Annotated in this window: 19 protein-coding genes; 12 read left to right on the forward strand and 7 right to left on the reverse strand. The window is 68.3% G+C overall.

Features of this window, described 5'->3' with window-relative positions; all coding sequences use genetic code 11:
* Positions 1 to 89 precede the first annotated feature (89 nt).
* From POL67_RS40995 to POL67_RS41025, 7 genes are all read left to right on the forward strand, one after another.
* Positions 90 to 1,427 carry a serine/threonine protein kinase gene (locus tag POL67_RS40995; RefSeq protein WP_271926433.1) on the forward strand — a complete coding sequence of 446 codons (1,338 nt, stop codon included), beginning with the start codon at positions 90 to 92 and terminating at the stop codon, positions 1,425 to 1,427.
* 34 nt (positions 1,428 to 1,461) lie between these two features.
* Entirely contained in the window at positions 1,462 to 2,406 is a 945-nt protein-coding gene (locus POL67_RS41000; protein ID WP_271926434.1) for a hypothetical protein, read from the forward strand.
* A complete protein-coding gene (locus tag POL67_RS41005) occupies positions 2,403 to 3,920 on the forward strand; it encodes an NHL repeat-containing protein (protein ID WP_271926436.1) in 1,518 nt (505 codons plus the stop codon). Before POL67_RS41000 ends, POL67_RS41005 begins: the two co-directional genes overlap by 4 nt.
* 15 nt (positions 3,921 to 3,935) lie before the next feature.
* The gene (locus tag POL67_RS41010) at positions 3,936 to 5,453 is read left to right on the forward strand and encodes an NHL repeat-containing protein (protein ID WP_271926439.1); all 1,518 of its coding nucleotides are present in this window, start codon (positions 3,936 to 3,938) and stop codon (positions 5,451 to 5,453) included.
* A gap of 28 nt (positions 5,454 to 5,481) precedes the next feature.
* On the forward strand, positions 5,482 to 5,886 hold the full coding sequence (locus POL67_RS41015) for an ExbD/TolR family protein (RefSeq protein WP_271926442.1): 405 nt from the start codon (positions 5,482 to 5,484) through the stop codon (positions 5,884 to 5,886).
* Between the two features lie 53 nt (positions 5,887 to 5,939).
* A complete protein-coding gene (locus tag POL67_RS41020) occupies positions 5,940 to 6,197 on the forward strand; it encodes a hypothetical protein (RefSeq protein ID WP_271926445.1) in 258 nt (85 codons plus the stop codon).
* A 347-nt stretch (positions 6,198 to 6,544) separates the two neighbouring features.
* Positions 6,545 to 7,693, forward strand: coding sequence for an IS1 family transposase (locus tag POL67_RS41025; RefSeq protein ID WP_308789573.1), 1,149 nt, complete (start codon positions 6,545 to 6,547; stop codon positions 7,691 to 7,693).
* Positions 7,694 to 8,528: 835 nt separating this feature from the next.
* Here the strand turns inward: POL67_RS41025 and POL67_RS41030 are convergent.
* From POL67_RS41030 to POL67_RS41045, 4 genes are all read right to left on the reverse strand, one after another.
* On the reverse strand, positions 8,529 to 9,044 hold the full coding sequence (locus tag POL67_RS41030) for an RNA polymerase sigma factor (protein ID WP_271926447.1): 516 nt from the start codon (positions 9,042 to 9,044) through the stop codon (positions 8,529 to 8,531).
* 77 nt (positions 9,045 to 9,121) lie between these two features.
* Entirely contained in the window at positions 9,122 to 9,385 is a 264-nt protein-coding gene (locus POL67_RS41035) for a helix-turn-helix domain-containing protein (RefSeq protein WP_271926448.1), read from the reverse strand.
* A complete protein-coding gene (locus POL67_RS41040) occupies positions 9,382 to 9,708 on the reverse strand; it encodes a hypothetical protein (RefSeq protein WP_271926449.1) in 327 nt (108 codons plus the stop codon). Before POL67_RS41040 ends, POL67_RS41035 begins: the two co-directional genes overlap by 4 nt.
* Positions 9,705 to 10,037, reverse strand: coding sequence for a hypothetical protein (locus POL67_RS41045; RefSeq protein ID WP_271926450.1), 333 nt, complete (start codon positions 10,035 to 10,037; stop codon positions 9,705 to 9,707). The genes POL67_RS41040 and POL67_RS41045 overlap by 4 nt, the downstream gene beginning before the upstream one ends.
* Before the next feature lie 170 nt (positions 10,038 to 10,207).
* Here POL67_RS41045 and POL67_RS41050 point away from each other — a divergent pair, with 170 nt between their 5' ends.
* Complete coding sequence (locus POL67_RS41050) at positions 10,208 to 10,570, forward strand: energy transducer TonB (protein ID WP_271926451.1); 363 nt, start codon at positions 10,208 to 10,210, stop codon at positions 10,568 to 10,570.
* Positions 10,571 to 10,849: 279 nt separating this feature from the next.
* On the opposite strand, the gene POL67_RS41055 is transcribed toward POL67_RS41050, so the two are convergent.
* The 3 genes from POL67_RS41055 to POL67_RS41065 all read right to left on the reverse strand — a co-directional run bounded on the left by POL67_RS41055 (position 10,850) and on the right by POL67_RS41065 (position 12,728).
* Positions 10,850 to 11,359 carry a hypothetical protein gene (locus tag POL67_RS41055; RefSeq protein ID WP_271926453.1) on the reverse strand — a complete coding sequence of 170 codons (510 nt, stop codon included), beginning with the start codon at positions 11,357 to 11,359 and terminating at the stop codon, positions 10,850 to 10,852.
* A gap of 31 nt (positions 11,360 to 11,390) precedes the next feature.
* Positions 11,391 to 12,182, reverse strand: a complete 792-nt coding sequence (locus POL67_RS41060; protein WP_271926454.1) for an EF-hand domain-containing protein — start codon at positions 12,180 to 12,182, stop codon at positions 11,391 to 11,393.
* A 123-nt stretch (positions 12,183 to 12,305) separates the two neighbouring features.
* Positions 12,306 to 12,728: a hypothetical protein gene (locus tag POL67_RS41065; RefSeq protein WP_271926457.1), complete on the reverse strand. Its 423-nt coding sequence runs from the start codon at positions 12,726 to 12,728 to the stop codon at positions 12,306 to 12,308.
* A 264-nt stretch (positions 12,729 to 12,992) separates the two neighbouring features.
* On the opposite strand from POL67_RS41065, the gene POL67_RS41070 reads away from it, so the two are divergent.
* From POL67_RS41070 to POL67_RS41085, 4 genes are read left to right on the forward strand one after another with little or no spacing between them, the layout of a single operon-like run.
* Positions 12,993 to 14,255, forward strand: a complete 1,263-nt coding sequence (locus tag POL67_RS41070; protein WP_271926460.1) for a vitamin K epoxide reductase/DsbA family protein — start codon at positions 12,993 to 12,995, stop codon at positions 14,253 to 14,255.
* A complete protein-coding gene (locus POL67_RS41075; protein WP_136932469.1) occupies positions 14,252 to 14,950 on the forward strand; it encodes an OmpA family protein in 699 nt (232 codons plus the stop codon). The genes POL67_RS41070 and POL67_RS41075 overlap by 4 nt, the downstream gene beginning before the upstream one ends.
* 53 nt (positions 14,951 to 15,003) lie before the next feature.
* Positions 15,004 to 15,726 (forward strand): TlpA family protein disulfide reductase, encoded by a 723-nt coding sequence (locus tag POL67_RS41080; protein WP_271926461.1) that lies wholly within the window; start codon positions 15,004 to 15,006, stop codon positions 15,724 to 15,726.
* Between the two features lie 36 nt (positions 15,727 to 15,762).
* Positions 15,763 to 18,144, forward strand: coding sequence for a bifunctional serine/threonine-protein kinase/formylglycine-generating enzyme family protein (locus POL67_RS41085; RefSeq protein ID WP_271926462.1), 2,382 nt, complete (start codon positions 15,763 to 15,765; stop codon positions 18,142 to 18,144).
* Positions 18,145 to 18,292: the final 148 nt, after the last annotated feature.

An 18,292-nucleotide genomic window follows, 5' to 3' on the forward strand; every position in this document is an offset into this window, starting at 1 on the left:
CGCCCGCTCGCATTCGTCGGTGACAGCAGGTCCCCGCCGCTGCCTGCTTCTTGAACCGCCGCGCGGGACCAGGGTACGATGGTGTTCGCGTGAACACCCTCTCGCGAGCGGAGCTGCCGGAAGGCTCGATCTTCCACGGTCACTACCAGATCGTGCGTTCCGTCAACGCCGGAGCGATGGGCGCGGTGTACGAGGTCGTCGACCTCAAGACGCGGCGGCGGCGCGCGCTCAAGGTGATGCTGCCGAGCATCATCCAGAACGCCGAGATGCGCGAGCGGTTCAAGCTCGAAGCCACGATCACCGCGGACATCGTGAGCGAGCACCTCGTCGAGACCTTCGACGCCGGCGTGGATCCCGAGACGGGCGCGCCGTTCCTCACGATGGAGCTGCTCCAGGGCGACGACCTCGCGACGCTCCTCCAGGCGCGCGGCCGGTTCGCGCCGGCGGAGATCGTGGCGCTGCTCTTTCAGGTCGCGCGCGCGCTCGACAAGACCCACGCGGCGGGCATCGTGCACCGCGATCTCAAGCCCGAGAACCTCTTCGTCACGCACCGCGACGACGGCTCGCCGCGCGTGAAGGTGCTCGATTTCGGGATCGCGAAGATCGTCGCGCAAAGCGAGGCCGCCGACCGACAAACCCGAAACCTCGGCACGCCGCCCTATATGTCGCCCGAGCAGATCACGGGCGACGGGACGATCGGTCCGCGCTCCGACCTGTATGCGCTCGGGCACATCGCGTATGCGCTCCTCGTGGGGCTGCCTTACTGGGCCGAAGAGTCGAAGACCTGTGAGACCGTTTATTCGTTCCTGATGACCATGATGCAGGGCGCGAAGGAGCCGCCGTCGAGGCGCGCGAAGCGATATGGCGTGACCTTGCCCGAGGCGTTCGACGCGTGGTTTGCCCGGGCAACCGACATCGTGCCCTCGGTGCGGTACGAGAGCGCGTCGGAGCAGATCGCCGCGCTCGCCGCGTCCCTCGGCGTCGCGCTGCCGGCGCCCGCGCCCTCCGAGGTGCTTCGTTCCCCGGCCCTCGCCGCGGCGCCTGGGATCCCGCCCGGGCCCGCCTCGGACAAACCGAAATCGAAGGCCCCCTGGACGGCCATCGTCGTGGCATTCGTGGCCTTGCTCCTCGGCGCGTCGATCGTCGTCCTCGTCGCGCGGCGTCCGGCGCAGGAGGCCCCCCAAACCACGAATGCTGCCCCGGCCGCGAGCACGAACGTGGCGCCCCCCGAACGTCCGCCGTCCCCGCAGGCGCCGCAGACGACCCCCGAGGGGGTCGCGGCCGCGGTCACGGCCACGGCCTCGGCGCTCCCGACCCCGCCGGCGGCCAGCGCTCCGGCTTCGCCTCGCGGAAAAGCTCCGTCGCACAGCGCTCCGTCCAAGCCAGCCAGCAAGCCCTCCCTTTATGATCAGCTCAAGACTCTCTAGGCATTCCCGGCGCGCCGCGTGGCTCGGCCTTTTCGTGGCAGCCGCGTCGCCGAGCCCCGCGGCCGCGGCCGAGCCCGCCGTGCCGGATCCCGCGGCGCTGGCGCTCTTCGAGAGCGCGCGGGAGCTCGTGGAGAAGGGCGATTGGGCCGCCGGCTGCGCCAAATTCGAGGCGAGCTTGATGGTGTATGTGGCGCCGAGCACGATGCTCAACCTCGCGAAGTGTTACGAGCACGAGGGCAAGCTCGCCAAGGCGTGGTCGGCCTACAAGCGGTCGCTCGTGCTCAACCAGGAGACGCCGGGCGCCGAGCGAAAAAGCGCGCTCGATACCATCGCGAAAGAAGGCATCACCCAGATCGAGCCGAGGCTGCCCCGCGTAAAACTCACCGTCGTGAACCCGCCCCCCGGCCTTTACATCACGCGCAATGGCCAGGAGGTGCCCGGGGCCATGCTCGGGAGCGTCATCCCCATGGATCCGGGCCCGCAGACGATCGCCGTGCAGGCGCCGGGTTTTCGCGCGATCCGAAAATCCTTCACCGCGGCCGAGGGCAAGACGGAGGAGATCACCATCAAGCTCGAACCGGAGCGCGGCGACGCGGCCCCGCAAGGCGGCGGGCGCATCCCGGTCTGGGCGTGGGTCGCGGCGGGCGGGGGCGTCGCGCTCGGCGTCGCGGCGGCCGGATTTCGTATCGATCAGGCCCGCGTCGAGGGGAAGCAGGAGGCGCTCTGCAAGGGCGACCTGGAGACCGGTTGTCCGCCGCTATCGCAATACGATCCGGCGGAGGACAACAGCCGCAAGAAACGTGATTTCGCGCTTTTCGTGGGCCTCGGTGCCGGGGGCGTGGTCGCGCTCGGCGCGGCGGTGACGGGGTTCGTCCTCGGGCAGAAGTCACCCGCGCGGGGGGCTTCGGCAGGCCCCGTGGTCGTCCCGTGGATCGGACCGAATGTCGCAGGTGCTGCCATCGGGAGTCGATTTGAATGAAACCTATCGTCGCTCTGAGCTCGTCGGTCATTTTCCTCGCAGCTTGCCTCACGCCCGACGCCGTCCCGTCGCCCGAGCGCGACGCGGGCGCGGGCGGCATGGGCGGTCAGGGCAACGCGTCGAGCGCAGGCGGCGGCGGGGACGGCGGAGTGGGCGCGGCGACGGGCGACGTCGTCTGGGGAAAGGCGTTCGGCGCTCAGTATAACGACCAACACGCGTCGGGGGTCGCCGTCGATCCGACGGACGACTCCATCTACCTCGTGGGGAGCTACGAGGGCGAGTTCTCGTTCGACGGAGCGAACAATCTGTCGAATGCGGGGAACTCGGACATCTACCTGGCCAAGTTCGATTCGATGGGCGGATTTCAATGGTCCGTCCGTTCGGGCGACTGGGCAGACCAGTACGTCAACGCCGTCGCCGTCGGGGGCGATCGAAACATCTTCCTCGCCGGCTCGTACGAGGGGGCCCTCGATCTGCCGAACGACGTCAAGCTCACGGACATCGGCGGCCAGTCCGACGTGTTCGTCGTGAAGCTCAACCCGGAAGGCGCGACCGTGTGGGCGAAGGGATTCGGGGACGGCTCGCAACAGCCGAAGATCGCGACGACGATCGCCGTCGACAGCCAAGGCAATGCGGTCATCGCCGGCTATTTCTCGGGCTCTTTGGAGTTCATCCCGAGCCAGCCGATCAGCACGATGAGCAATCGAGACGTCTTCCTCGCGAAGCTCGACAAGGACGGCAATCCGCTCTGGAGCAAGCGCCTCGGCAACGGGGACCCGGGCGGCCCGGAGAACCGCATCCTCTGCCGCGTCGCGCTCGATCACCAGGACAACATCGTCCTGGAGACGGCCTTCACGGGCACGATGAGCCTCGGCGCGCCGCTGCCCGACGTGGCGCCCGCGGGCAGCCGCGGCATCCTGCTCGCGAAGTTCGCCCCGGATGGCAAACCCCTCTGGCAGCAGGTCTTCGGCGCTGCAAATGCAGAGCAACGCAGCCGCGCTCTCGCCGTCGATTCCAAGAACAACATCGTCCTCACGGGCGACATGGCCGGCACGGTCAATTTTGGGGGCGCGTCGCTCTCGACCTCGGCGACCGGCGACCCGGATCTCTTCGTCGCGAAGTTCGATCCGGATGGCAAGCACGTCTTCAGCCTGCGCGCCGGCAATGGCCAACCGCAGGAAGGCAGGGCCATCGCCGTGGACGCCCACGACAACGTGATCGTCACGGGCAGCTATTACGGCGTCCTCGATTTCAATACCGAGGGCACGCTCGTCGGCAGCGGGCTCGGCGGCGGCGATTACGACCTCTTCGCGCTGAAGCTCGATCCGAACGGCAAGCTCGTCTGGGCCAAGGCCTTCGGCAACGGGGACCATCAAGACACCGAGGCCATGGCCCTCGATAGCAAGGGCCACACGATCTTCGGCGGCTCGTTCGACGGGAACATCAACCTCCCGAACGTGGTGCTGACGAGCACCGGGTATGACGATATCTTCTTGATGAAGCTCTCTCCGTGAATGGGGGTATCCACCATGGCGGCTTCCTCCTATCGTGGTATCCTTCTCGCAGGAACGGCAGCGGTCATCCTCACGGCATGCCTCTCGCTCGATACGTCGAAACCGCCGGGCAGCACGAGCTCGTCGAGCGTGGGTGGCAGCGGCGGAGCCGGGGGGACGGGAGGCGCCGGCGGAACCGGAGGCATGGCGACCGGCGATGTTCTGTGGGGAAAGGCGTTCGGCGCTCAGTTTAACGACCAACGCGCGTCGGGGGTCGCCGTCGATCCGACGGACGACACCATCTACCTCGTGGGGAGCTACGAGGGCGACTTCTCGTTCGACGGAGCGAACAATCTGTCGAATAATGGGAGCTCGGACATCTACCTGGCCAAGTTCGATTCGACGGGCGGATTTCAATGGTCCGTCCGTTCGGGCGACTGGCAAGACCAGTACGTCAACGCCATCGCCGTCGGGGGCGATCGAAACATCTTCTTCGCCGGCTCGTACGAGGGGGCCCTCGATCTGCCGAACGACGTCACGCTCACGGACAGCGGCGGCGGGTCCGACGTGTTCGTCGTGAAGCTCGACCCGGAAGGGGCAACTGTGTGGGCGAAGGGATTCGGAGACGGCTCGCAACAGCCGAAGCTCGCGACGACGATTGCCATCGATTCGAAAGGCAATACGATCATCGCCGGGTATTTCGAGGGCGCGCTCGAGTTCATCCCAGGCCAGCCGATCAACGCGATGAACAGTCGCGACGTCTTCCTCGCGAAGCTCGACAAGAACGGCACTCCGCTCTGGAGCAAGCGCCTCGGCAATGGGAACCCGGGAGAGCCACCGAACCACCTCCTCTGCCGCGTCGTGGTCGATCACCTGGACAACATCGTCCTGGAGACGGCGTTCTCGGGCACCATGAGCCTCGGCGCACCGCTGCCCGACGTGGCGAGCTTCGGCAGTCGCGCTATTCTCCTCGCCAAGTTCGACACGAACGGGGCGCCGCTCTGGCAACAGGTCTTCGGGGCCGCGAATGCGGAGCAACGGAGCCGCGCGCTCGCCGTCGACACCAAGAACAACATCCTCCTCGCGGGTGACATGGCCGGCACCGTGAACTTCGGCGGAGAGCCGCTCTCGACCTCGTCGAACAGTGACCCGGACCTGTTCGTCGCGAAATTCACCCCGGATGGCGAGCACCTGTGGAGCCTCCGAACCGGCAGCGTCCAGCCGCAGGAGGGAAAGGCCATCGCCGTGGACGCGGCCGACAACGTGATCGTCACGGGGAGTTTCCTCGGCGTTCTTTCGTTCGGCGTGGGCGAACCCCTCGTGAACATCCAGGGAGACGACGACCTCTTCGCGCTCAAGCTCGATCCGAACGGAAAGTTCCTCTGGGCCAAACAGTTCGGGGACAGCTCGGCCCAGGTGACCGAAGCCATGGCCGTCGACAGCAAGGGAAATACCGTCTTCGGCGGCGCGTTCGATGGAAAGATCGGCTTGGGCACCACGGAGATCTCGAGCACCGGGTATGACGATATCTTTTTGATGAAGCTCTCCCCTTGATCTCATCCCGTGGCAGGATGCGGGTTCGATGCGACGACCCCTTCCCTTCCCCGGAGCCCTCCTCGTCTCGCTCCCGCTGCTCGCCGCGTGCCAGGCCGCCGCGCCGACGCCTGCCTCGTCGCCTCCCTCCGATATGGCCCCGGCGACGCCGGCGCTCCCCTTCGACCAGCCACAGGCGGCGGAGTGGACGAACGACGCCAATATCTTCACCGTCGTGCTTGGCCCGAACGGCGCCATAAGGATCGATGGGCAAGTCGTCCCGTCCGAAGAGGAGGTGCGTGCGCTGGCGAAACGCGCCCACGAGCAGGTCCCGGATGTCCGGGCCGTCATCCAGGCGGACGAGCTGACCCTGTGGAGGAGCGTCTTGCAGGTCCTGATCAAACTTGATCAGCCGGTTCGGCGCGACGAACGCGCGCACGTTTCGGGCCGATGACCTCTCGCCGCGAACTTGTACGCCGGCACCCTGTCGAGGGTACCGTGGGCGGCATGCCCCTGAAAGTATCGATCGCCACGAAGAAAGAAGACGTTCAGTTGTCCGGTCGTGAGGCCGAGACGGTCAACGCCCTCTTAGAGACGCGCTTTGACATGCTGGTCATGGGCGCGACGGTCATGGAGGAGATCCACGGCACTCAGATCATGACGACGGCGCGAGCACGGGAGTATGCGAAGGACGTGCATGAGTGGGCACGGGCTCACTTCTCGGATCTGGACATAGAGGTTCGGTTTGAGGGCGAGATGAGGTAGCCAAGCCGAAGAGTCGCCGGAAGTAGTTCGTGTCCGCCCCGCCGACGAACACGTACCCCCGCCCGCCCGAGTCTCGCGTGTTGCTCATACCTGTGAGGATACCGACGAGACAACGTACGTCCATCCATATCGCACGGCACGGTTGTTCCTCGGATCGACGCCCCAATCTCCGCGGGCAAACGGTCCTACCTCGGACAATTCATGTCCTAGCCTATTACCGAATAACCACGAAAACACGACGAATCGTGATAGATTCATCCCATCGAGTGAGCCGCTGAAACGGTCGAGCCGACGACGCGCATGGGGCGCGACGCGGCACCCGTGGCGGCCCTTGCTGGGGCTTCGTCGTGGCCAACGTCCTGCCGCTCGACAAGCGCGTGAACGTCGTTCGGCACCTCGTAGAGGGTGCGAGCGTTCGCGCGACGTCGCGGCTGACGGACGTGTCGATCCCGACAGTCCTGTCGACCCTGCTCCGCATGGGCGAGGGGTGCGACTACCTGCACAACCTGCTCGTGAGGGACCTGGACATCCGCGAGATCGAACTCGACGAGATCTGGTCCTACGTGCAGAAGAAGCAGGCCCGCGTGACCGCGGAGGATCCCGCGGAGTTCGGCGACGCCTACGCCTACCTCGCCATGGCCCGGACGAAGAAGCTCATGATCGCCTACCGCGTCGGCAAGCGGGACGAGGCGAACACGAAGGCGTTCGTCGCGGATCTCCGCGCGCGCCTCGTGACGATCCCGGAGCTGTCCACGGACGGCTGGCAGAGCTACCCCGTCGCCGTCGGGCAGAGCTTCGGCGGCGCCGTCGACCACGCCGTGATCCAGAAGAACTACACGAAGAAGGGCCGCGCGGATGGGCAGCGCCACGACCACCGCTACGAGCCCCCGCGCGACCCGTTCATCACGAAGAAGACGGCGCACGGCGCGCCGAACCTCGACCGCGCGAGCACGTCCCACGTTGAGCGCGCGAACCTCACGGTCCGGATGCACGTCCGCCGGTTCACGCGCCTCTGCAACGGCTTCTCGAAGAAGATCGAGAACCACCGAGCGGCGATTTCGCTGCACGTGGCCTGGTACAACTTCTGCCGAGTCCACGAGAGCTTGCGCGTCACGCCCGCCATGGAGGCGGGCATCACGGATCACGTCTGGTCCGTGCAGGAGCTTGTCGAGCGCGCCCTTGCCGCGGAGCCGTGCGCGCCTCCGGAGCCGAAGAAGCTCGTGCCGCCCGCCCCGGCCCCCGGGGAGAAGCTGGGCGCCGCCCGCGAGTTGCCGAACGGCAAGGGATGGCTCCGCGTCGTCGACGGCGGGAAGGGCAAACCCAGCGCGCCACCGCGCGCTCCCACGCCGCCCACCGCGCCACAGGCGAGGGTCGGGACGGGGGAGGCTCCGCGCGAGGCTCTATCGCCTCCAGGGACGCAGCTAGACCTGTTCGCATGGCGCCCAAGACCCAAGGATGGCCTCCAACTACATCTGTTCGAGTGGTCAGATGAGTGATCTATGGCTGGATAGGCGTCACAGTGGCCACCTGGGACAGGTCGGTAGCTTCGTGAGAGGCTAGCACAGCATTCCGCCGAATTTCAGCGGATATTCTTTTGTGGGACGCGAACTTGCGTCTCCACGCGACACCAAACCATAGCGTTGAAACCAAAAACAGCGCCGTCAAAGCAACGTGTACCGCAACCCGGGTTGGCGACGCGTCACTCGATGGCCACCCTAAAACACCGCCGATCATGGCACCAAAGGCGGCTGTACAGAACGTTGCAGCGTTCTTCTCTTCGCCTGCTGCCTCCTCAAGACGGTCCAAGTCGCTCGCCATGACCTCGTATGTAACGATGTTCTTGAGCCGGTGCAACTGCACTTTCGGCTCGCGAACGTCGACTAGGCTTAGCTTCTGGGGGTCGGTGGGCGTCATCGAGAGTTAGCCCGGCTGATTGCGAAGTAGGCCCATGCTGCCTGCATGAAATTGCATTACGTACGAGCAGTTGAGACATATCACGGTAACCAGTGGGAAGGACCCGTCTACAAACTGGCTCGTCGCCGGGTGGTCATAAATCGGGGTGCAGTAAACGACGCCGAGCACACCCATATTGTTACTCTTGCACACCGGACAAGAGAGTGTGATCTTCTTGTCGTTGAACCACTTGTTCAACTCGGTGGCATCGACTTTAATGGCAGGAATGGTAGCCTCCCGAACGCGTGTGGTACCACGTTGACACGCGCGGACAATACGGGACAAAATTCGTGCTGCTACAGTCGAACGCAGCCACGAACGGTTCGTTTGGGACGGAGGAGCAGGCGAGCGCCACCGGATTAGGCGGCGCTCGCCCGTTCAGCGTTTGCGCTTCCGCGTCTTCCACGTGGGGCGTGGAGCCTGCTTCGGGGCGGGGACCGCGCCGAGCTTCCGGAGGGCGGCGCGGAGCCGCTTCTCGTAAGCGAAGAACGTCGCCCGGGGTTGCCCCGCGGCGCGTGCCGCGTCGGCCCCGATGAGTCCGCGCGCGGCCAGCTCCACGACGCGCGCAACGTTCGGGTTCGACGCCACGACCCGCGCGAGCAGGTCCGCCGCTTCGATGCCGGGCATCGGGTCCGGCGAGACGAGGACCGGAACGTCCCGAAGCGCGGACGCCGGGGCCTCGTACAGCGTCGATGCGCGTCGCGAGAGGTTCATGGCGTGGAACCACGCTGTTTGCCGTGCGAAGCCGCCGAGCGCCGCCTCGGGGGGCGTTCTCTCCCCGCCGCGGACGCGCCCCTCGTTCAGGGCCTCCCACGTCGTGATCGTCGTCTCTTGGACGACGTCGTCCGCGTGCCGCCGTTCCACGCCGATCGCGCGGACATAGCGGAGGAGCATCGGGCGTATGGCCTCGATGTCCTCCGCGTCCGCCTCAACAATCGGCGCGCCCCCACTGGGGGAGGCGCGGTACCGGATCACGTGCTGCCCCCTCGAACCAGGGCGACGAGGTCCACGCCCACGGCGCGGGCGATCCGGGACGCGAGGACGTCCGAGCACGGGACCTCGCCGCGCAGGAACGCGCAGATGTACATGCGGGCGAAGCCGATGGCCTTCGCTACCTCGCGCCGGGTCTTCCCCGTGGCGTACGCGGTGAGCGCCTTCCGGACGCGCGCCGCCTGTTCCGCGGAGAGGATCGCCGGGATGCTCGGCGGCTCCTGGTCGTGGTCGTGCTCGGTCATGAAGCACCGCCCTTCCGCTTCGGAGGCGTCACGAGCGAGAGGGACGGCGCCTTACGGGGCGGCGCCTTGCCCGCGAGGGCATCGTCGAGCGGGAGCCCCACGGCGCGCGCGATGCTCCTGGCGAGCGCCATGTTCCCGGGCTCCGTCCCGTCGCAGAACGCGAGCACGGTGGAGCGGCGGAAGCCAAGCTTGTGCGCGACGGCGATCCACGTTCCGTGCTCGCGGTGAAGGTGACGCAGCAAGGCGCGGAGGTTCGCCCGCTGGATCTCGATGAGGTCGGTCCCGCGAAGGGGCCGATCGCGGAAGCGGGACGCGGCCATCACGACGCGCCTCCCTTCCGCCCGCAGAGAGCGCACGCGCCCGCGACGTGGGGACGCCCGGTGAGGACCTGCTCCACGGGGATGCCGCCTGCGCGGGCGACCAGCACGGCGACGGCGTAGGACGCCTGCTGCCCGGCTCGGATGAGCGTGGCGCGGTGGATCCCCACGACCGCGGCGAGGACGTCAACCCCGCCATAGGCGCGGGCGATGTTGCGGATCGTGGCGCGGATCCGCCGGCGTTCTTCGGACGTGGGGAGGAGAGCGGGGCTCTTCCGGCCGGAAGGCGGACGAGTCCCTTGGCCCCGCGGCGCGGGGTGGACTAAACGAAGCATCGGGTTGCGACTCCGGGTTACGGGGTTGCGGCCAAGTCGCCCCGGGGGTTTGCAGACCCTTCGGGGCGGCGCCTTTTCCAGGCCCGCCGAACCTACGCGCCGAAATCGCTATTCGCTACGGCCGAATGCCGAACTTGATCAGCTCGGCCCTATCTTGATCAGTACCCGTCTTGCACACGATGGACCTCCTGAAGCAGGCCGGCATCGAGAAGGTCGCGTTCGGCGTGGCCAAGCAAGACCAATCGAGCGGCAACATGCCGCCCCCCATAAATCCAGGGAACAACGTTTGGGACTGCAAATTCCCAGCAGCGTCCGATGCGGCGGGGATCGACGACGCCATCGTCACGCTGACGGTCTCGGTGGCCGCCAACGGATCCCCGGAGTGGGTGCAGATCGTGAGCGATCCGGGTTATGGGTTCGGCATGGTCGCCGCGCAATGCGCGATGGCGAGAACGTATTCACCCGCGCTCGACAAAGACGGCCGGCCGATGGCGGCGAAGACCCCGCCGATCCGGGTCAGGTTCGTCCGATAGGGGACCGCGCCCCGCACGGGCGGGAGGAACGCCCCGCCTCCCCCGCGTCCCTCCCCTGCTCCGGAACCCGATCCCCTGTGGGGGATCACCGTCCGGACCGGGGGACTGTACGATCGGATACGGGGGATCACTTGCCGGACCGGGGGGATCACTTGCCGGACCGGGGGGATCACTTGTCGGGACCGGGGGATTGTACGATCGGATACGGGGATCAGGTTCCGGGAGGGGGGGATCGACGTCCGGGAGCAGGGGACCCAGCGCGGGGCCCTCTTTTCGCCCTCATTCCGGGGCATCCAACCCGATCGGATCCCCCTCTCCCACCTTCATCCACACCGCGCTCTGCTCCCCCTCGTAACACACGTCACCTTCGTGCCGGAATTCGAAGGCATACCGCACGAAATGCTTCGTCGCGCCCCGCCGCCCGCGCACCTCGCGGCAGGTCGCGATGATCGGCGCGCCCGGCGGCACGAGCTTGCGGAAGACCACCTGGTAGAGGTGCGTCCCGTATCCGATCCAGCCGGCCGCGTGGCGCATTCCGTGGAGGTAATACGAATGGATGAACCCCAGCATCCCCGAGGCGTGCACCATCGTCGCGCCCGCCACGTGCCGCGGATGGCGCACCGGGTGCGCGCGCTGCGAGGTCGTGAACGGCAGCGGCTTGTCCGTGGGCATCTGGCAGACGACGCGTCTTCCCTCGGGGTCGAGCTCGACGATCGCGTCGAAGAGCAGGACCTCCGGGTCGTAGGGCAGGTCGGCGAGGAACGCGTCGTCGAACGGCTGAAGGGGCATGCCGCGTGGTAGCAAGGCCCCTCCCCGCGCGTCAACGCGGCTCTCGCCCCGAGCCCTCGGGCCGCATTCGCTCCCGCATCCGCCGCTCGAGCTCGGGGCTCGTCGGCGGCGGCCTCCCCGCCGCCGCGGGCACGAGCGACACCCAGTTGCCGAGCAGCGCCGTCGCCGCCTGCGCCTCGTCCGGGGAGAGCTCCCCGTCCTCGTTCGCGTCCGCGGCCGCGAACGCCGCGCGCGCCGGCACCAGCATCGCAGCCTCGAACTCGCGCGCGTCGAGCGTGCCGTTCCCGTTCCCGTCGGCCCTCTCGAACGCGGACGTCGCCATCCGCGCGGCGAACGCGGCGGCCCCCTCGTGGAGCTCGCGGCGCGAGATCGTCCCGTCGCCGTCCGCGTCCACGGCGCCGAAGAGCGCGTCGACCGCGCGCTCGGTCGCCTCGTGCGCCTGCGCGGCCGAGATCGATTCGCCCCAGGTCACCCCGATCCGGGCCTCCAGCGCGTCGAGCGACTCGCCGGACATCTGCCCCGTCAGCGCGCCGAGCACCCGCGACAGCGCGGGCATCGACGCCGACGCTTCTCGCGCCTCGTCGGCCGACACCACGCCGTCGCCGTCCGCGTCGGCCCGGAAAAACACGGCGCCGACGAGCATGTTGAGCTGCGTCATCGCCTCCTGCCGCTCGATCCTCCCATTCTGATCCGCGTCGAGCCCCAAAAAGGTGCGATCGAGGAGGACACTGCCCTCCTCGCCTGGCCCCTGGGCTCCTGCCACGCTCGCCGCTGTAATCGTCGCGAGTGCAACGATCCCTTGCGTGAACCTCCGTGCTGCCATGGTTTCCTCTCTCGGGTCGATTCGTCGAATCATTCTCCTGGACAAACAGACGGGGGAGCCGACGCGAGGCGCGCCGCTCCCCCGGGTTCGAACGGAAACACTGCGGAGCCACAGGCCGCTGCCCTATTGCTTCTGTTGCGGCTGCTCCTGCTTCGGCTGCGGCGCCGGTTGTTGTTGCTGGGCCGGTCGGATCACGACGTCGAGCCGCACCTGATCCCCCTCTTTGTAGTTCTGGAGGGACGCGGGCGGGAAATTGAACTCGAGCTGGCCTCGCTCGGTCTCCACCTTGAGGTCGCCCTTTTCCTTGTCGATGTCGACGATGCGGCCCGTCACCTGATGACGCCCGATCCCGGCCTGCGCCATCTTCTGGGCGGCCTGCTGCTTGGCCTGCTGCTTGGCCTCCTCCTTGCGCTGCTGCATCTGCTGATGCTGCTGCTGCTGCGCGGCGCCTTGCTGCGGCTGTTGCTGCGCGCCTTCCTCGGCCATCACGGCGCCGGCGCTCACCATGAGCGCGGCCGCGGCCATCAGACCAAAGAGCTTCTTCATGGCTTCTGTCTCCTCCGACCCATTGACGCTCGGGAAGCCGGGCCATGACGAGCCTGGTTCCCCCCCCGAGGTCCCGGTGGGCCTCCGCCCTCACCGCCTCGCAACGGTGATGCCGTCCGGAACCGAGACGGATCGCGTACGCCCGCTTCTTCTTCAGCATGCCCGTCTGCGCAGACTGGGAACGCTGGTTTCCACCTCCGCCCGTTCGGCGGGCCACCCCAGAGACCGTTTGACGGGCCGGGGTCTCCGGCGTAAGCCCACGACATGTCCGGCGCACCTCGTCGCTGGCCCTCGGCCCTCGCGCTCGTCGCATCGCTGATCGGGCTCGTCTTTGGCGGCCTCTCGACGCTCGATTATTCGAAGCACCTCGACCGCCAGGTCCACGACATCCACTGCTCGTTCATCCCTGGCCTCGCCTCCGGCGGGGCGGGTGAGAGCGCTTGCCGCGCGGCCATGTACAGCCCGTACTCCGCGCTCTTCCGCGACCGGTACTGGGGCGGCATCCCGATCTCGCTCTTCGCCGTCGGGGCCTTCGCGTTCTTCGCGGCCTACGCGCTCTACCTCCTGCTCGCCGGGCCCCGGGCCCCGCGCCGCGCCGCCCAGTTCTTCGGCGCCGTGAGCCTCACGCCCCTGCTCGTCTCGGCGCTGATGTTCGCGATCTCGGCGCTCAAGCTCGGGCAGTACTGCAAGACGTGCGTCGGAATCTACATCTCCTCCGTCCTGCTCGCCGTGAGCGGAATCTTCATCCTGCTCGACGCGCGGTCCAAGGGCGCGCCCGCCCCGGCGGCGGACAAACCGGAGGGCGCCGCGGAAGGCGCGAGCGCCGGGCGGCCCGTGGGCTCGCTCTGGCTCGTGCCCGGCTGGCTCGTCGCGCTCGGGATCTTCACGATCACGCCGACCCTGATCTACCTGAGCGCGCTGCCGAGCTACGCGTCGTACATCACGGGCTGCGGGAAGCTCGCGAAGCCCACCGAGCCGAACAACGCGCTGCTCCGGCACACGCCGGCGGGCGCGAAGCAGCCCGCGACGCTCTTCGTCGATCCGCTCTGCCCGACGTGCAAGGCGTTCCACAAGCGCCTGGAGGCCGACGGGATCTTCGAGCGCCTCGACACGACGCTCGTGCTGTTCCCGCTCGACAACGAGTGCAACTGGATGCTCGACCGCCCGCTCCACCCGGGCGCCTGCCTGGTTTCGAAGGCCGTGCTCTGCGGGGAGAACCGCGCGGTCGACGTGCTCGAATGGGCCTACGACAACCAGGAGCGGCTGCTCGAAGGGGCGAAGTCGCCGGCGGGGCTCGCCACCGTGCGCTCGGCGATCCGGGAGAAATGGTCGAACCTCGACGCCTGCATCGATTCGAAGGACACGAAGCTTCGGCTCGATCGAATGCTCCGCCACATCGTGAACAACCAGCTGCAGGTCAGCACGCCGCAGCTCTTCCTCGGCGATACGCGGCTCTGTGACGAGGACAGCGACATCGGCCTCGCCTACAGCATCCGCAAGCTCGCGCCGGATTTGAGGTTGCCATGAAATACGCAGGAATCGTCGGAATCGTGGCCGGGTGCACGCTGCTCGCGGGGTCCGCCTTTGCGGTGCACGCGGAGGTGAAATCCTCGGCGGAGCGGTTGAAGACGGGGATCGCGGAGTCGGTGAAGCCTGCGGTGGCGATCGCGAACGACGCGGAGGCCCCCTATTGCACGCCGAAATTCAAGGAAGTGCTGGCGCGCGTGATTCACGCGTGCGGCCTCGAAGGCGGGGCGGCACGGCGCGGCTGCCAGCCGGCCGACGTGAAGACGCTGGCCTCGATCAGCGACGACGATTTCAACGCGCTCTTCACGCCGCTGAAGGATCGCGGGGGCGTCGTGATGTACGACGACGGCTCGGAGAAGCTCGACGACGACGGCAAGAAGATGCTGGAGGAGCTCTGGGTCGAGCGGAAGGGCGCGCGGTATTTCTTCATCGTCGCCCGCGCCTCGAAGACGGGCACGCCGGACTTCAACCGGTCGCTCTCGCACAAGCGCGCGAACAGCGCGTTTTTCCACGTCGGCGACAAGTTCAAGGAGCCCGATCTCGACAAACAGGTCGGCCTGCTCTGGCTCGGCAACGAGTTCGCCCAGCTCGGCAAGGAATACTGCGAATGGAATGTCTCGCGGAAAGGCAAGCCCTGCGCCGCGGAGGCGATCAACCGGAGCGCGTTCGTATCATGGGTCGATTGTCAACTGTGATGGGGGCTCCGGCCAGCCCTGCGGGCCGGCCTCTGCCCCCAAACCGCCCCGCGATGAGGGCTCCGGCCAGCCCTGCGGGCCGGCCTCTGCCCCCAAACCCCCGCGTTTCGCTCGCTGCGTGCGTATTCACGCTGGCTCTCGCGGCTTGTGAAAACGGCGGGACGGTCAAGCCGGAGCCGCCGGTGACGGGCCGCAGCAATGCGGTCACGGCCGGCAGCAGCGCGGCCGCGACGACCCCGGCCTCGGCCACGCCCTCCGCGAAGCCGAGCGCCGCGCCCGCCGCGCCCCGCAAGCTCTGCGCCGATACGGCGGCACGCCAAGCGCCCAAGGGCGCCCTGAAGACCGCCGCGGCCCCGGGCGCGACGGCGCTGCCCGCGAGCCTTTCGTTCGGCGTCGGCAAATGGGTCTGGGTGAACCTCTGGGCGGCCTGGTGTGGGCCGTGCAAAGAAGAAATGCCCCGGCTCCAGAACTTCCAGAGCCGCCTGCGCAACGCCGGGGTGATGATCGACCTCGCGTTCGTCTCGCTCGACGACGACGAACGGCAGCTCTCGCGGTTCCTCGAAGCCCAACCCGAGGCCGGGGTGCGCGCGTCCTACTGGCTGCCCGAGGGCGGCGGGCGCGACACCTGGATCGGGGCCCTCGGCGTCAAGGACGCGGGCAACCTCCCCGTCCACGCCCTCATCGCGCCCAGCGGGCAGCTCGCCTGCCTCATCCAGGGGGCCGTCGAGGAGACGGACTACCAAGCGATCGCCGACATCGTCAGCGCGAAGCGATGACGCGCGGCGCCCTTCGCGGTAGAAGCTAGCCCGCCCATGTCGGAGCCCGAAAAGAACCGCGATCCCTTCCAGCTCTGCGGCACCACCATCGAGGGCAAGTACCGCGTCACCCAGGTGATCGGCGACGGCGGCTTCGGCGTCGTCTACCGCGGCGAGCACATCGGGTTCGGCGAGAGCATCGCGATCAAGTGCTTGAAGCTGCCCGCAGAGCTCGGCGAGAAGCAACGCGCCCAGTTCCTCGAACAGCTCCGCGAAGAGGGGCGGCTGCTCCACCGGCTCTCGCGCGTCACCTCCGGGATCGTGCAGGCGCTCGACGTCGGCGCGTTCGTCACGCAGAACGGCACCTGGGTGCCTTACCTCGTGCTCGAGTGGCTCGAAGGCGAGACGCTCGGCGAGCTCATCAAGAGCCAAAGCAGCCGCGGCGGCATGGGCACGGCCGAGGCGATCGCCCTGCTCGAACCCGCGGCGCGCGCGCTCGCCGTGGCGCACGCGCAGAAGATCGCGCACCGCGACGTCAAGCCGGCAAATCTCTTCGTCACGGACGTCGGCGGCAAGCGCACCGTGAAGGTGCTCGACTTCGGCATCGCGAAGGTGCTCACCGAGCACGCGAGCTTCACCGAGGCGCTCGCCGCGACGCGGCAGGGGCCGACCGCGTTCACGCCGCGCTACGGCGCGCCCGAGCAGTTCAACAAGCAACGCGGCGCGACGGGCCCGTGGACCGACGTGTTCGCGCTCGCGCTGATCTTCGTGGAGCTCGTGAGCGCACGCAAAGCGCTCGAAGGCGACGATCCGACGGAGCTCTACATCATCGCGGCGGATCCGAGCCTGCGGCCGACGCCACGCGCGCGCGGCGCGAACGTGAGCGAGCCCGTCGAGCGCGTGATCGAGCGCGCGCTCAGCGTGGAGCCGAAGCACCGCTTCCCCGACGCGGGCGCATTCTGGGACGCGCTCGTCGCGGCCGCCGCCGAGGGCGGGGCCCGGGTCTCGACGGACAAACACGCGGCGTCGATCCCGCCGACGATCCAGGAGTCTGCCGCGGATGGCCTGCTCTCGACGGCCGAGTTCGCCGAGAAGAAGCAGCTCGGCGTGGCCACGGAGCAGAACCGCGCGACGGGGAACATCCGCGACAGCGCGGCGTTCAGCGTGACCGAGGCCGCGCCGACGATCGCGCAGCCAGGCGCGAGGCCGGCCGGCCCCGTGACGACGCGGGATCGGGATCCGATGGCGGAGACGCCGCTCGGCGAGCGCCTGCCGCAGCCCTCGCAGACAGGGCCGAAGCAGCCGCCCGCGAACGCGACGCCGCTGCCGTCGCCGAAGGACAGCGCCGAAAAGACCGGGCTCGAATCGACGTCGACGGCCGAGGGGAAAGGCAAGCCGGTCTGGCCGTGGCTGCTCGGCGCGCTGCTCGTGGGCGGCGGGGCGCTCGGCTACACGCTGCTCACGATGGGCTCGCCCAAGGGCAAACCCCCGCAAAAGCCCGTGGCGAGCGCGACGGCGTCCGTGAAGGGCTCGCCCTCGGGCGGACCCAACACCATGCCGACGGCCCTCGCGAGCGCCAGCACGAGCGCCAGCGCGTCCGCGATGCCCTCGGCGTCCGCGGCCGCGCCGTTCGTGCCGCCGCGGGACATGGTCCTCGTCGCGCCGGGCTCGGCCAAGCTCGGCGAGGGGCCGGATCAGCGGCAGGTGACGCTCTCGAAGGGGTTTTACCTCGACGCGATGGAGGTCACGACGGGGCAGTACCGCGCCTGCGTCGCGGCCGGGAAATGCCCGTCGGCCAAGCAGGTCGTCCTGCCGGCGGAGAGCGCCGCGCAGCTCATGGCGTCGGCCGACGCGGACGAAGATCCCGAGGCAAAGGCCTCGCCCGAGGAGTTCGCCCAGGCGTGGACGCCGAAGTGCAACGACACGCGTGACGCCATGGAGCACCCGATCAACTGCGTCACGCACACGGCTGCCGAGTCCTATTGCGCGTTCCGCGGCCGCCGTTTGCCCACGGAGGCCGAGTGGGAGCTCGCCGCGCGGGGCACGGCCGGCCGCGCCTTCCCCTGGGGCGACAATGCGCCCACGTGCAACCGCGCCTGCTTCGATCGCAACGGCAAGTGCGTCGAGGGCAGCGAGGGCGTGGGGACGTGCCCGGCGGGCGGCAGGCCCCTCGATCGCACGCCCGACGCGCTCTTCGATCTCGGCGGCAACGTGGCCGAGTGGGTCGCGGACGGCTACGCCGCGCCGCCGCCCGCGGGCACCGATCCCAAGGGCCCGACCAGCGTGCCTTTGCGGGTCGTCCGCGGCGGGAGTTTCCTCGACCCGGCAAGCCGCGTCCGCGCGAGCTTCCGCCTCGGCGTCGTCCCGAGCGCGGCGCACGTCACGATCGGCTTCCGCTGCGCGCTCGACACGCCGGACGAACCCGCGCCGACGCCCTGATCCGCCCTCGCTGCGCGTCGTTTCGTCCTCTCTGTGAAAGCTCGTTCGCCCGGGTACGTCCGCGTGCTCCATGCCTCCAAATGCACGGGGAAAACGTTGACATGGACGTAAAAGTTGGCGAGGTTGTACACGCGGCGGGGGGCCCACG

It is taken from the genome of Polyangium mundeleinium, assembly GCF_028369105.1.
Classification (GTDB): Bacteria; Myxococcota_A; Polyangia; order Polyangiales; family Polyangiaceae; genus Polyangium; species Polyangium mundeleinium.

What these genes read in the sequence shown, in the direction of transcription:
- POL67_RS41020 (WP_271926445.1), top strand. Translation starts at nt 5,940, where the DNA reads ATGCCCCTGAAAGTATCGATCGCCACGAAGAAAGAAGACGTTCAGTTG.
- POL67_RS41055 (WP_271926453.1), bottom strand. Translation starts at nt 11,359, where the DNA reads ATGCCCCTTCAGCCGTTCGACGACGCGTTCCTCGCCGACCTGCCCTAC.
- POL67_RS41070 (WP_271926460.1), top strand. Translation starts at nt 12,993, where the DNA reads ATGTCCGGCGCACCTCGTCGCTGGCCCTCGGCCCTCGCGCTCGTCGCA.
- POL67_RS41065 (WP_271926457.1), bottom strand. Translation starts at nt 12,728, where the DNA reads ATGAAGAAGCTCTTTGGTCTGATGGCCGCGGCCGCGCTCATGGTGAGC.
- POL67_RS41035 (WP_271926448.1), bottom strand. Translation starts at nt 9,385, where the DNA reads ATGACCGAGCACGACCACGACCAGGAGCCGCCGAGCATCCCGGCGATC.
- POL67_RS41085 (WP_271926462.1), top strand. Translation starts at nt 15,763, where the DNA reads ATGTCGGAGCCCGAAAAGAACCGCGATCCCTTCCAGCTCTGCGGCACC.
- POL67_RS41010 (WP_271926439.1), top strand. Translation starts at nt 3,936, where the DNA reads ATGGCGGCTTCCTCCTATCGTGGTATCCTTCTCGCAGGAACGGCAGCG.
- POL67_RS41060 (WP_271926454.1), bottom strand. Translation starts at nt 12,182, where the DNA reads ATGGCAGCACGGAGGTTCACGCAAGGGATCGTTGCACTCGCGACGATT.
- POL67_RS41015 (WP_271926442.1), top strand. Translation starts at nt 5,482, where the DNA reads ATGCGACGACCCCTTCCCTTCCCCGGAGCCCTCCTCGTCTCGCTCCCG.
- POL67_RS41075 (WP_136932469.1), top strand. Translation starts at nt 14,252, where the DNA reads ATGAAATACGCAGGAATCGTCGGAATCGTGGCCGGGTGCACGCTGCTC.
- POL67_RS41030 (WP_271926447.1), bottom strand. Translation starts at nt 9,044, where the DNA reads ATGCTCCTCCGCTATGTCCGCGCGATCGGCGTGGAACGGCGGCACGCG.
- POL67_RS41005 (WP_271926436.1), top strand. Translation starts at nt 2,403, where the DNA reads ATGAAACCTATCGTCGCTCTGAGCTCGTCGGTCATTTTCCTCGCAGCT.
- POL67_RS41080 (WP_271926461.1), top strand. Translation starts at nt 15,004, where the DNA reads ATGAGGGCTCCGGCCAGCCCTGCGGGCCGGCCTCTGCCCCCAAACCCC.
- POL67_RS41045 (WP_271926450.1), bottom strand. Translation starts at nt 10,037, where the DNA reads ATGCTTCGTTTAGTCCACCCCGCGCCGCGGGGCCAAGGGACTCGTCCG.